Origin of the sequence: Haloactinopolyspora sp. (assembly GCF_027324685.1) — a bacterium.
Classification (GTDB): domain Bacteria; phylum Actinomycetota; class Actinomycetes; order Jiangellales; family Jiangellaceae; genus Haloactinopolyspora.
This window is the reverse complement of record NZ_DAHVSH010000092.1, coordinates 69,484-83,411: the sequence shown is the minus strand read 5'-3', so window position 1 is coordinate 83,411 and position 13,928 is coordinate 69,484. Positions and strand designations below refer to the sequence as shown.

At 66.9% G+C, this 13,928-nt stretch carries 9 protein-coding genes; 2 read left to right on the top strand and 7 right to left on the bottom strand.

All coding sequences use genetic code 11. The annotated features are described in order from the left end of the window. Positions 1-169: 169 nt before the first annotated feature. From typA to M6444_RS10405, 7 genes are all read right to left on the bottom strand, one after another. Positions 170-2,044, bottom strand: a complete 1,875-nt coding sequence (typA, locus tag M6444_RS10435; RefSeq protein ID WP_298326567.1) for a translational GTPase TypA — start codon at positions 2,042-2,044, stop codon at positions 170-172. Positions 2,045-2,125: 81 nt separating this feature from the next. Then, entirely contained in the window at positions 2,126-3,958 is a 1,833-nt protein-coding gene (locus M6444_RS10430) for a BCCT family transporter (protein ID WP_298326564.1), read from the bottom strand. Between the two features lie 190 nt (positions 3,959-4,148). Beyond that, positions 4,149-5,189, bottom strand: coding sequence for an oligopeptide/dipeptide ABC transporter ATP-binding protein (locus M6444_RS10425; protein ID WP_298326560.1), 1,041 nt, complete (start codon positions 5,187-5,189; stop codon positions 4,149-4,151). After that, positions 5,186-6,382 (bottom strand): ABC transporter ATP-binding protein, encoded by a 1,197-nt coding sequence (locus tag M6444_RS10420; RefSeq protein ID WP_298326557.1) that lies wholly within the window; start codon positions 6,380-6,382, stop codon positions 5,186-5,188. Before M6444_RS10420 ends, M6444_RS10425 begins: the two co-directional genes overlap by 4 nt. Positions 6,383-6,385: 3 nt before the next feature. After that, positions 6,386-7,315 carry an ABC transporter permease gene (locus M6444_RS10415; protein WP_363326319.1) on the bottom strand — a complete coding sequence of 310 codons (930 nt, stop codon included), beginning with the start codon at positions 7,313-7,315 and terminating at the stop codon, positions 6,386-6,388. An 88-nt stretch (positions 7,316-7,403) separates the two neighbouring features. Beyond that, complete coding sequence (locus M6444_RS10410; RefSeq protein ID WP_298326552.1) at positions 7,404-8,936, bottom strand: ABC transporter permease; 1,533 nt, start codon at positions 8,934-8,936, stop codon at positions 7,404-7,406. Between the two features lie 115 nt (positions 8,937-9,051). Next, positions 9,052-10,827 carry an ABC transporter family substrate-binding protein gene (locus tag M6444_RS10405; RefSeq protein WP_298326550.1) on the bottom strand — a complete coding sequence of 592 codons (1,776 nt, stop codon included), beginning with the start codon at positions 10,825-10,827 and terminating at the stop codon, positions 9,052-9,054. A gap of 427 nt (positions 10,828-11,254) precedes the next feature. Between M6444_RS10405 and M6444_RS10400 the strand changes: the two genes are divergently transcribed. Further along, positions 11,255-12,052, top strand: coding sequence for a hypothetical protein (locus M6444_RS10400; RefSeq protein WP_363326318.1), 798 nt, complete (start codon positions 11,255-11,257; stop codon positions 12,050-12,052). Positions 12,053-12,095: 43 nt separating this feature from the next. Next, positions 12,096-13,898, top strand: coding sequence for a fumarate reductase/succinate dehydrogenase flavoprotein subunit (locus M6444_RS10395; protein ID WP_298326541.1), 1,803 nt, complete (start codon positions 12,096-12,098; stop codon positions 13,896-13,898). Positions 13,899-13,928 lie beyond the last annotated feature (30 nt).

Sequence of the window (13,928 nt, the reverse complement as noted above, 5' to 3'; positions counted from 1 at the left end):
GCCAGGCTTGAATACACCGACGCGACATTCTTTCTATGTGTCGGTCGACCCGAGCGGCAAGCCTTTACCCCGAGGCGATCCCACTCCGCAATCAGAATGTGACCTCCCCGGCGGACTGCTGTGATCCTTCGCCGACCAGTGTCGATAGCCGAAAATCTTCCGTGCGCGCTCAGCGTCCGGCAGGCTCGGCGTGTTTACGTCGGGCAGCGGCACGGCCGCGGGTGGCCGCATCGAGGACCACTTTGCGGATACGCACGGCATCGGGGCTCACTTCCACGCATTCGTCGTCGCGGCAGAATTCGAGTGCCTGTTCGAGAGAAAGTGTCCGCGGCGGTATCAGGCGTTCCAGCTCGTCCGCAGTGGACGACCGGATGTTGGTGAGCTTCTTCTCTTTGGTGATGTTCACGTCCATGTCGTCGGCCCGGGAATTCTCGCCGACGATCATGCCCTCGTACACCTGGGTACCGGGCTCGACGAACAGCGAGCCGCGCTCTTGCAGGTTGAACATCGCATACGACGTCGCCACACCGGCACGATCGGCCACCAGCGAGCCCGTCGCCCTCGTGCGCAGCTCACCGGCCCACGGCCCGTAACTCTCGAACACGTGGTGCGCCAGGCCGGTGCCCCGGGTCTCGGTCAGGAACTCGGTCCGGAACCCGATGAGTCCACGTGCGGGCACGACGAATTCCATCCGGACCCAGCCCGTGCCGTGATTGGTCATCTGTTCCATCCGGCCCTTGCGCCCGGCCAGCAGCTGGGTCACCGCCCCGAGGTACTCGTCCGGACAGTCGATGGTCAGCCGCTCGAACGGTTCGTGCGTCTTGCCGTCGACCTCACGCGTGACGACCTGCGGCTTGCCGACCGTGAGCTCGAAACCCTCGCGTCGCATCGTCTCGACCAGGATCGCCAGCGCCAGCTCGCCGCGTCCCTGCACCTCCCACGCATCGGGCCGCTCGGTGGGCAGCACCCGCAGCGAGACGTTGCCGACGAGCTCGGCCTCCAGCCGCTCGCGCACCAGCCGTGCGGTCACTTTGGACCCGCCGGACCGCCCGGCCAGCGGCGACGTGTTCGCTCCGACGGTCATGGACAGCGCCGGCTCGTCGACGGTGATGAGCGGCAGTGCGCGCGGGTCGTCTGGATCGGCGAGCGTTTCGCCGATCGTGATGTCGGGGATACCAGCGACGGCGATGATGTCGCCGGCGCTCGCGGACTCCGCGGGCACCCGGTCGAGCGCTTCGGTCACCAACAGCTCGGTGATCTTCACCTGTTCCACGGTGCCGTCGCGACGACACCACGCGACCTGTGAACCCTTGGTGATGGTGCCCTCGTGCACGCGGCACAGGGCCAGCCGGCCCAGGAACGGCGAGGCATCGAGGTTGGTCACCTGCGCCTGCAACGGCGCACCGTCGGTGTAGACCGGCGCCGGCACGGTGGCCAGCACCGTTTCCACCAGCGGCCGCAGATCGTCGCCGTCGGGGACGGCGCCGTCGGCGGGCCGCTCGAGCGAGGCCTTGCCCTCACGGGCGCAGGCGTAGACGATCGGGAAGTCGAGAGCGGCGTCGTCGGCGGTCTCATCCAGCAGGTCGAGGAACAGCTCGTACGTTTCGTCGACGACTTCGCCGATGCGGGCGTCGGCGCGATCGGTCTTGTTGATCACCACGACGATGGGCTTGCGTGCCGCCAGCGCCTTACGCAGCACGAAACGCGTTTGCGGCAGCGGCCCCTCACTGGCGTCGACGAGCAGCACGACGCCGTCGACCATGGACAGCCCACGCTCGACCTCACCGCCGAAGTCGGCGTGCCCGGGGGTGTCGATGATGTTGACGGTGGTCGAACCCCATCGCACGGCGGTGTTCTTCGCCAGGATCGTGATGCCCTTCTCACGTTCCAGGTCGCTGGAGTCCAGGACGCGGTCGGCCACGTCCTGATTGGTGCGGAAAACGCCGGACTGCCACAGCAAGGCGTCGACGAGAGTGGTCTTGCCGTGGTCGACATGAGCGACGATGGCGACGTTGCGAAGGTCGGCGCGGCTGCGCGTGCGCATGCAAGGATCTCGTTCCTGGCCGGGGAAAGCAGACGGTCCATCTTACTTGCCCCGGCCAGGAGCGAATGTTCAGTCCGTTGTTCAGTCCGAGCTGTCGGCGCCTTTGCCGTCACCCTTGCGCCGACGGCGCACCTTGCTGAGCGTACTGACTGGCGCGCGTTCCCGGGCCCAGATGCCCTTCGTGCTGGTCAACGCGTAGTCGATGCGCTCGTCCACCTGCTCACCGAAGTGCTCGTCGAAGTTCTCGCTCAGCTGACCGGTGACTTCCTGCGCCATTTCACGCCGTCGGGCACGACGCTCGATGGCCAGGATGATCTGGTGCTCGCGGTTGAAGGCCTTGTAGACGGCCACGCACATCAGGATGAGCACGACGCTGAACGGCAACGCCGTGGCGATGGCTCCGGCCTGCAGCGCGACCAGCCCGCCTGCCAGCAGCAGCGCGATGGCCACCGCGCCTTCGAGCAAGGCCCACAGCACGCGGCTCCACGTCGGCGGATCAGGGTGGCCGCCGGAGGCCAGCATGTCCACGACCAGCGAGCCGGAGTCGGACGAGGTGATGAAGAACACCGCGACGAGGACGATGGCGATGACCGACAGCACAGACCCCAGCGGGAGGTTGTTGAGCATGTCGAACAGCGCGTTCTCGGCGACCACACCCTCGTCGGGGTCGACCAGGCCGCCGTCGCCGAACAGCTCTTGGTGAATCGCCGTGCCACCCATGACCGCGAACCAGAAGAAGCCCACGATGGTCGGCACCAACAGCACGCCTGCGACGAACTGCCGGACGGTGCGGCCGCGGGAGATCCGGGCGATGAACACGCCGACGAACGGTGCCCACGAGATCCACCAACCCCAGTAGAAGATGGTCCAGTTGCCCTGCCAGGTCTGGCCCTCGTCCCCGGTGTAGGCCGAGGCGTCGAACGTGATGTCCAGCACCTCGGTGAGGTACACACCCAGCGACTGCACGAAATCGCGCATCAGGAACAGCGTGGGGCCGAGCAGCAGGACCGAGATCAGGAAGACCCCGGCCATGGAGAGGTTGAAGTTCGACAGCCACCGGATGCCCCGGCCCACACCACTGACCACCGAAGCGGTGGCGAGGAACGTGATGACGATGATGAGGACGACCAGGATGGTGTTGTCCGCGGTGTCGAGCACGCCTATGTGGACCAGACCGGCGCTGATCTGCTGGACCCCTAGACCCAACGACGTCGCGACGCCGAACACGGTGCCGACGACCGCTAGGATGTCGATCACGTCGCCGAGCCTGCCCTTGACCCGGTCGCCGAACAGCGGCTCCAGCGCCCACCGGATGGACACCGGCCGGCCGCGACGGTGAATCGCGTAGGCCAGGGCGAGCCCGATGACGGCATAGACGGCCCACGGATGGAACCCCCAGTGCACGAACGTCTGGGCCATCCCGAGTTGGGCCACGTCGGCGGCATCCCCGGTGGTTCCGGGCTTGGGGTCGGAGGTGGCGAAGGTCAACGGCTCCGCGGCGCCGTAGAAGACCAGGCCGATACCCATGCCGGCGGCGAAGAGCATCGAGAACCACGACAGGAGGCCGAACTCCGGTTCCTCGTCGTCGCGCCCCAAGGTGATGTCGCCGAAGCGGCTCACGCCCACGAAGATGGCGAAGATGACGAATCCGGCGACGGTCAGGGTGTAGTACCAGCCCAGCCTGCTGACGATACCGTCCTGGATGGAACCCAGCACGTCACCGGTGCGCTCCGGGGCGATGATGGCGACGAGCGTGACGCCGAGCACGATGGCGAAGGCCGGATAGAAGACCGCGGTTGCGACACCGCCCCGCCCGAGACGCACGCCGTGCGACCGCAGCTGCTCCTCGATAGCTCGATTGCTCTGCGGCGGAGGCGCCGGTTCTCGTGGTGGATCCTCGGTATGCGGACTCATCAATATCCCTTCTTCAGCGACCTCATGCCCTCGCCGCGCAGACACCCGCTGTGGCGAGGCGCGCACTACGGTGACCAAAACACGGCCCGCCGGTCAAGTCGGCAGGCGGAACCATGCTGGGCTGGGTCGCTCGTCGGATCGCATGAGTGCGTACCCCACGATGGCCGGCACACACCGGCCGATGTGATGCTCAACCACGCACGGCGGGCATGACCTCCGCGAAGTGGCAGGCCGTGGGGTGGCCCTGGCCACGATCGATCAACGCCGGTTCCTCCTCGGCACAGATGTCCTGTGCTTTCCAGCAGCGGGTGCGGAACCGGCAGCCGCTCGGCGGGTCGATCGGACTGGGCACGTCGCCGGCGAGAATGATCCGTTCGCGCTGCCGCTCCTCACGCGGGTCGGCAGCTGGTGCCGCCGACAGCAGCGCTTGACTGTACGGATGTGACGGCCTGGCGTAGATCTCCTCTTTCGTGCCGGTTTCGACGATCTTGCCGAGGTACATCACGGCCACCCGGTCGGAGATGTGCCGGACCACCGACAGGTCGTGCGCGATGAACAGGTACGCCAGCCCGAGCTCGTCCTGCAGGTCCTCGAGCAGATTCACCACGCCGGCCTGCACCGACACGTCCAGGGCCGAGACCGGCTCGTCGAGCACGAGCAACTTCGGCTCCAGCGCCAAGGCACGGGCGATCCCGACGCGCTGGCGCTGCCCGCCGGAGAACTCGTGCGGGTAGCGGTTGCCGTGTTCGGGGTTGAGCCCCACCAGCCGCAACAACTCGCCGACACGGTCGAGGCCGTCGGCTCCCCAGCTGCCGTGCACCTTCATCGGCTCGGCGACGATGTCGTTGACCGGCATCTTCGGGTTCAACGACGCGAACGGGTCCTGGAAGACGATCTGCAGGTCACGTCGCTTCGCCCGCATCTGCTTGGACGTCAGCGTGGTCAGCTCCTGGCCCTCGAACCGGACCGAGCCGCTGGTGGGCTTGTGCAATTGGAGGATCGCGCGCCCGGTGGTGGACTTCCCGCAGCCGGACTCCCCCACCAGACCGAGGGTCTCGCCCGCATCGACGTGCAGCGACACTCCGCTGACAGCATGCACGTGGCCGACGACTTTACGTAACAAGCCGGTTCCCTTGACCGGGAACTCCATGACCAAGTCGTCGACCTCGAGCAGATGGGCGCCGCTGCCGCCGGGGGCCGACGCCGCCGGCCGATCGTCGGTGACCGTCACTTCGACACCTCGCTCTCAGTCCGGAAGAACGCCGTCGGGTCGTCGGCCTCGGCGAGTCGCTGCCAGTGATGGCAGGCGGCGACGTGGCCCATGACGTCCGTGGCCATCAGATCAGGCTCCTCCTGGCGACAGAGCTCGCTGGCCAGCGGGCAGCGAGGCGAGAACGGGCAGCCCGACGGAAGATTGATCAGGGACGGCGGACTGCCGTGGATCGGGCGTAACCGCCCGTCCGACTCGCTGTCCAAGCCCGGTATCGACCCCAGCAGTCCGGCGGTGTAGGGCATCCGGGTGCGATAGAAGATGTCGTCGGTCTCACCGACCTCGACCGCCCGGCCGGCATACATCACCAGGACGCGGTGGGTCATCCCGGCCACGACACCGAGGTCGTGCGTGATGAGCACGATCGCGGCGCCGATGGCGTCCTTGACCTCCACCAGCTTCTCGAGGATCTGCGCTTGCACCGTGACGTCGAGGGCGGTGGTGGGCTCGTCGGCGATGATGACGTCGGGGTCGTTGATGATGGCCATCGCGATCATCGCGCGCTGGCGCATCCCGCCGGAGAACTCGTGCGGGTAGTTGCGCAGGCGCTGCTTCGGCTGCGGGATGCCGACCATCGCCAGCGCCTCCTCGGCGCGCGCCATCGCCTTGCGCTTGGGCATCAGCTCGTGCGAGAGCACCGCCTCGGCCAGCTGGTCGCCGACCGTGTGGACCGGATTCATCGCCGTCATCGGGTCCTGGAAGATCATCGCGATCTTGCGCCCCCGCAGGCTGCGCTGAACCGCCGGCGGCATGTCCAGCACACTCTCGCCGCGGAACGAGATGCTTCCGTTGATACGCGCCGACCGCGGCAACAGACCCATGACCGCCATCGACGACACCGACTTGCCCGATCCGGATTCGCCGACGATGCCGAGAACCTCGCCGGAACGCAGGCTGTACGACACGCCGCGTACGGCGTGCACCACACCGTCGTCGGTGGGGAAATCGACCGACAGGTTGTCGACGCGCAGGAGTTCCTCGGTGCCGACCGCGGAGGTCCCGAGCTGGCCGAGGTGCGCCCGGTCGGCCGAGCTGACCTGCCCGGCGGCAGCCTCTGCGAGGCCGAGCGGGTCGGGGCCGGCCGCACCCATGGATCGGTGGTCGACGAACGGGTCGTCGGACGATGGCTGCGATGGCTGGTTCGGCTGGGTCATGGTCTAACTCCGCACCTTGTTCTGCCGGGGGTCGAACGCGTCACGAAGGCCGTCACCGATGAAGTTCACGGTCAAGGCGATGGTCACGATGAACACCCCGGGCCAGATGAACAGCCATGGGCGGGTGACGAAGGCGCTCTGATAGTCACTGATCAGCCGGCCCAGCGACGTGTCCGGCGGCTTCACCCCGAAGCCGAGGAACGACAGCGACGTCTCGAGGATCACCGCCCCGGCCAGGCTCAGCGTCGCGCTGACCAGGATCACGCCCAACGTGTTGGGCAGGATGTGCTTGCGGATGATCCGCCACGCCGGCGTGCCGGCGGCCCGAGCAGCCTCGACGAACTCCTTCTCGCGCAGCGACAGGAACTCACCGCGCACGATTCGGGCCAGCCCGGTCCAGGTGAACAACGAGATGACCACTGCCAGCCAGAACGGGCCGGCGTTGCCGGCCTGGTTGGCGATCACCGCGCAGATGGCCAGCAGCGGCATGATGATGATGATGTCGGTGAAGCGCATCAGGATCGTCTCGGTCCAGCCGCGGAAGAATCCTGCCGCAGCCCCGATGAGCACCCCGATGAACGAGCCGAGCGTGCCGACGATGAACGCGATCATCACCGAGATCTGCGTGCCGCGCATGGTCAGGGCAAAGTAGTCGATGCCCTTGTTGTCCTGGCCGAACGGATGCTCGCCCAGGTGGACGCCGTCGCCGCCGAGGAACGTCGGCACGACCGACAGCGTGGGCCGTCCGCCGTCGACCACCGTGGCGACCGTCGTGTAATCGTGCTTCCACCACCCCGGTATCGGCCCGATACCGGTCGCGCTGAACGACAGCAGCAGGACTGCCATGAAGACCACCAGCGACGCCATGGCCAGGCGGTGCCGGAAGAATCGCCGACGCACCAGTTGGGCCTGAGTGCGCGCGACGATCGCCATCCCCTCGGCCTCGGCGCTCGCCACGGGGCGGGGATCGACGGGTGTGCTCACGAGTGTCCTCCTGCGCTCGAGCTACTCGTATCGGTGCTCATCCGAGCCGGATCCGTGGGTCGAGGTAGGCGTAGGCGATGTCGGCCAGCATGTTGAACAGGACCGCCACGATGCCCGTCACCAGGAAGAACGCCATGGCTGGGTTCGGGTCGACGTTGCGCAGCGCGTCGACGAACATGAAGCCCATCCCTTGCCAGCCGAAGACGGTCTCGGTGATGACCGCGCCGCCGATGAGCCCGGCGAGGTCGAAGGCCATCAATGTGGTGATCGGGATGAGTCCGTTGCGCAGCGCGTGGCGGACCACCACAGTGCGGTCGGTCAACCCCTTCGACCGGGCGGTACGAACGTAGTCCTGGTTCATCACCTCGAGCATGCTCGCCCGCGTGTACCGGCTGTAGGTGGCCACCGACACCAGAATCAGCGCGACCGTGGGCAGTGCCAGGTGGGTCACGGTGTCCAGGAGGTTCCCCCACGTGCCGCCGTCGTAGTTGGGGGTCTCGGAGCCGAACGTGGCGATGACGCGGCCGTCGACGAACTCGAAGTAATTGTCCCAAGCGGTGAGCATGCGGTCGGCGACGATGGTCGTTCCCATGACGATGGTCACCCACACCGACGTGGTGATCGCCTGCCGGCGCTGCATCCCGCCGATGGCGTATCCGATGCCCACAGCGATACCGACGGCCAGCAGCAGAAGAAGGAACAGCACGCCCCAGCTCGGGTTGAACAGCACCGAGTCCAGGGCCAGGTTGGCGACGATTCCCGCCACCGCAGTGGCCAGCGCGGCGTAAAGCACGTTGCGGTAGCGGAACCCGGCCAGCAGGGCGGTCAACCCCACCGCAGCGACCAGGCCGACCACCGCCACCACGATCGGGCCGAGACCGGGGCTGCGGAACCATCCGGTCTCGGCGAGCACCAGCAGGCCGCCTGCGCTGACGACGAACGCGCCGGCGAACGACGTCCACACCCGCCGTCGGTCACCACCGATGATCGAGGCCCAGACCAGGCCGCTGACCACACCGACGATCGCCGCCGTCGGTAGTGAGACGGCCGGATCGGCGAGCCAGTCGTTCAAGTCGATCGCGATGTATTGCTTGAGCAGGACCGCGAACCAGAACAGCGGCAGCGAGACGAACAGGAACGAGGCCAGTGTCGCGGTGTAGTCCAGCCGGGAGTACTGCCGCAGGGCGGTGATGATGCCGACCATGACGCCGATGATCGCCGCGGTGATCGTGGCGACCGTGATCAGTTGCAATGTCGACGTCATCGCGTTGCCGAGCAGGCTGGACACGTCCTGCCCGCGCACCGACTGACCGAGATCGCACTTGCCGAGGAACGGCAACACGCATTGCGAGGCGCCACCGAGCCACTTGACGTAACGCAGCGGCACCGGTGTGTCGAGGTCGAGACGCTCGGTCATCGACGCGATGCGTTCCTCACGACCGGGCGAGTTGTCTTCGCGCAGTCGTTGCAGCGGGTCGCCGGACAAGGCGACCAGCACATACGCGATGAAAGTCCCTGCCAGCAAAATGCCGAACGCGGCGATCACGCGGCGCACGATGAAAGCGAGCACGGGCGCACCTGCTCCTTAACCGTCAGACTGTTCGCGAGAGCATGAGTGAGGGGCCGGCGCGGTAGGCCCCTCGCCGGCCCCTCACTCATCGGATGAACATGGGCTACGTCCTACCTCAGCCGGACGTACGCGACCATTCGTCCATGTTGAACGTCGCCCCGGTCTGCGCGGCGTTGACGACGACGCCCTCGATCTCGCTGGAGTAGGCGTAGATGTTGGCGTTGGTGTACAGCGGGATGTTGAACACGTCCTCCCACAGCAGCGCCTCGATCTCGGCCAGCTTCACCCGGGCTGCCTCGCGGTCGGCGCTGGTGACGACCTCGTCCCAGAGCTTGTCGACCTCTTCGTTGGCGTAGCCGTACGGGTTCTGGTCGCCGGTACTGACGTACAGGGACTGGCCCGAGGCGATGTTGCCCGAACCGGCCCAGCCGAACATCGTCGCGTCGTACGAGCCGGGCTGGCCGGTCAACCGCTCGCCCCAGTCCGGCGGGGTGAAGTCGGTGACCTCGAAGCCGGCCTTGTCGCACTCGCTCTTCACCAGCGCGGCGAGCTCGTTGCGCACCGGGTCGTCGGCATGCATCAGCGTGACCTTGACCGGAGTCTCGACGCCGGCCTGCTGAAGCAGCTGCTGAGCACCCTCGATGTCCAGCTCGCCGTACATGTCCTCAGGGAAGGCCTGGGCGCGCGCGTCCTCGTAGTCCTCGTCCACCGGGAAGAACTCACGCAGGTCCTGGACCACCGCGTCCGGGTTGGCCGGCTTGACCAGGTTGTCCACGATCAGCTGCCTGGGCACGCACTTGGCGAAGGCCTGGCGGACCTCCAGCGGCTCGAACACGCGGCCCTCGCCCTGCTGCAGGTCGATGTGGCTCCAGGTCAGGTTGCCGCCGGACTCCACGGTGTACGGCCCGCCCTCGGCCAGCTGGTTGAGCTGGGCGGCCACGTCAGGCGTGGGGTTCGACGGGTTGATGAGGTCGACCTCGCCGTTCTGCAGCGCAGCCACCTGCTGGTCGGAGTCGAGCAGACGCAAGACGATGGTCTCGGTCTTCGGCGGGGTGCCCCACCACTCCGGGTTCGCCTTCACCGTCAGCGACTGGCCGGCCACCCACGAGTCGTGGATGTAGGGACCCGACGACGGAATCATCTCCGGCGGCGGGAGCTCACCCGGGTTGAACTGCCAGAACGTATTCCAGAACTCGGCCGCCGGCTGCAGCGTGGCGATGTCGTCCTCGGCGATGGCCGTGACGAGCTCTTCGGAGGTCAGCCCGTTCTCCTGCGCGACGATGTGCGCCGGAACCTCGCCACCTTCGAAGATCAGTTCCCAGTCGATGTACGGCTCGGTGTAGACGACGGTGATGGTCTTGTCGCCGTGCGCACACTCCGGCTTCTCGACGAGGGCGTAGCCGTTGGTCGACGACGGATCGAAGATGTTCGCACCCTCACCGTCGACCATCTTGCCGGACATCGCCGCCCACTCGAGCAGGAAGTCATCACAGTCGATCGGCTCGCCGTCGGACCAGACGGCGTCGTCGGCGTAGGTGTACTCGACGGTCAGCGGGTCGTCGCTGGTCTTCTCGTACGTGCCGAACTCTTCGTTGCGCACGACGCTGCCGTCTTCACCGTAGGACCAGAACGACCCCTTGGTCCCGTTGTGCACGTATTCGTTCCACGTGCCGTTGCCCGCCGCGGTGAGGTCGTTGTACGCGGTGTACTCCGAGTCGACGGCCACGGTGATGGTTCCCGGTTGGGTGCCTTCGTCGTCGGCCGGCTCCTCGGTGCGGTTGGCACCAGGCTCTTCTTCGGTTCCGCCGTCATCGCTGCCGCAGGCGGTGAGCGCAAGTGCCCCCGCCGTCAGCACCGCGAACAATGCCGCGCCCCTGCGCTTGGTCGTCAAGGTGTGACTCCTCAGCTGTGATCGGGATCGGATTGATCCCATGTCGAGAGTGGCCTAACCACACCATCGCCGCTGTCGAGCACACAAGACACCAGCGCACGCTGTTACGGACCTGAAACCCAATCCCCTCGGCGAATGACGAAATCACAACGGATCGGACACGGAATATCCCGCAATTCCTCCCGCCTGACGGCCGTCTGACGGGAGGTCTGGTCGGACAGCGCTCTCACCAGCATGGCCCCGGGCAGATCGGGGCACGTGATATGGGCCACCGTTGGGGGGTTGAACTGGATTCAGGGCCACGACCGTGCCAGGCTGCGGTCTGTCGCAGAACTCGTTGCTCGCGAGAAAGGTGCGTGATGGGCGTGTCCGTCAGCCGTGCTGCGGTGGCCGAAGCCACCGGCGCAATCGTGGGGTGCGCACGGTGATGGCCGCACCAACCGGAATCCAGTCGCCGTCGCGCGCGCGCATCGCCGAGCGGACGCTGCGCACTGACCGCTGGTGGCTGGCGCCGCTGGTCACGTTCATCGGTCTCACGGCGTGGGTCGCCTACGCCACGGCCCGAGTGTTCCAGCAGGACCACTACTGGGTGGCGGAGTTCCACTACTTGACGCCCTTCTACTCGCCGTGTGTCTCCGTGGCCTGCACGCCCGAGGCCGCGCACTTCGGCACGATCCTGCCGGATCATGCGCTGATCCCGTACGCGGCGTTCAGCCTGCCGTTCCTGCTGCTGTTCCGGTTGACCTGCTACTACTACCGGCGCGCCTACTACCGCAGCTTCTGGCTGTCCCCACCGGCCTGCGCCGTCGCCGAGCCGCACCGCAAGTACACCGGCGAGACCCGGCTGCCGCTGATCCTGCAGAACTTCCACCGCTACACGTTCTACCTGGCCTTGGTCATCACGTTGATCAACACGTGGGACGCGATCCTGGCGTTCAACGGCGAGGACGGGTTCGGCATCGGGCTGGGCAACATCATCCTGGTGGGTAACGTCATCATGCTGTGGTGCTACACGCTGTCGTGCCACTCGTGCCGGCACATCACCGGCGGACGGCTGCGCAGCTTCTCGCGGCACCCGATCAGGTACCGGTGGTGGACGTTCGTCTCCAAGCTCAACACCCGGCACATGCAGTTCGCGTGGATCACTCTGGGCACCCTGGCGCTGACCGACTTCTACATCTGGATGCTCGCCTCGGGGACCTGGTCCGACCTGCGATTCCTGTAACCATTCGATCACCTCGATCCGGAGAAACACGCGTGAGGGAGTCATGACCGACCCGAGCAGCATCGAACGGCACACCTTCGACGTCGTCGTCGTCGGTGCCGGCGGCGCCGGCTTGCGCGCGGCCATCGCGGCGCACGACGCCGGCGCCAAGGTCGCACTGGTGTGCAAGTCGCTGCTGGGCAAGGCGCACACCGTGATGGCCGAGGGCGGCATCGCCGCGGCCATGGGCAACGTGTGGTCCGAAGACAACTGGAAGGTGCACTTCCGCGACACCATGCGTGGCGGGAAGATGCTCAACCACTGGCGGATGGCTCAGCTGCACGCCCAGGAGGCGCCCGAGCGCGTTCACGAGCTCGAGGAGTGGGGGGCGCTGTTCGACCGCACCCCCGACGGCCTGATCTCTCAGCGCGACTTCGGCGGTCACCGCTACGCCCGGCTGGCCCACGTCGGCGACCGCACCGGTCTGGAGCTCATCCGGACGCTGCAGCAGCGCGCCGTGGCCCTGGGCATCTCGGTGTTCATGGAATGCACCATCACCAAGTTGTTCAGCGACGGCGAACGGGTCAGCGGAGCGTTCGGCTACTGGCGGGAGTCAGGGCGGTTCATCGTCTTCGAAGCGCCCTCCGTCGTGCTGGCCACCGGCGGGATCGGCAAGTCCTACAAGGTCACGTCGAACTCGTGGGAGTACACCGGCGACGGGCACGCGCTGGCCCTGGCCGCCGGCGCCGACCTGGTCAACATGGAGTTCGTCCAGTTCCACCCGACGGGCATGGTCTGGCCACCGTCGGTCAAGGGGATCCTGGTCACCGAATCGGTCCGCGGCGACGGCGGTGTGCTGCGCAACAGCGAGGGCCGGCGGTTCATGTTCGACTACATCCCGGAGTTCTTCAAGGCTGAGACGGCCGACACCGAGGAAGAGGCCGACCGCTGGTACAACGACAAGACCAACAACCGTCGTCCGCCGGAGCTGTTGCCGCGCGATGAGGTCGCCCGAGCGATCAACGCCGAGGTGAAGGCCGGACGGGGCACGCCGCACGGTGGTGTCTACCTCGACATCGCCAGCCGACACCCGGCCGAGTACATCAAGCGCCGGCTGCCGTCGATGTACCACCAGTTCAAAGAGCTGGCCGACGTCGACATCACGGCCGAGCCGATGGAGGTCGGGCCGACCTGCCACTACGTCATGGGTGGTGTCGCGGTCGACCCCGACACCGGCGAGTCCGACGTCCCCGGGTTGTACGCAGCCGGCGAGGTGGCCGGCGGGATGCACGGCTCCAACCGGTTGGGCGGCAACTCGCTGTCCGACCTGCTGGTCTTCGGCCGCCGCGCCGGCTTGAACGCGGCGTATGCCGCAGCGCGCAAGCGCGAGCGGGCCAGTGTGAGCGATGACGACGTCCGCGCGGCCGCCGAGCATGCTCTGGCACCGTTCTCCAGCACCGGGGACGAGAACCCGTACAGCGTCCAGCACGACCTGCAGGAGGTCATGCACTCCCTGGTCGGCATCATCCGTACCGCCGAGGAGATGCAGCAGGCTCTGGACAAGCTCACTGAGCTGCGCAAACGGACCGCACGGATGAGCGTCGAGGGTCACCGCCAATACAACCCCGGATGGCACCTCGCGCTGGACCTCCACAACATGCTGCTGGTCTCGGAGTGCATCGCCCGAGCCGCACTGGAACGTACCGAGAGTCGCGGTGGCCACACCCGGGACGACTACCCCGCCACCGACGACACGTGGGGCACCATCAACCTGCTCTGCAGGCTCGACGGTGACTCCGTGAACGTCCGACAGGTCCCGCTGCCGTCCATGCCGGACGAGTTGCGCGCCCTGTTCGACGAGAAGTGAGCCGATACGAAACACCGCCCGAGGAGGCGT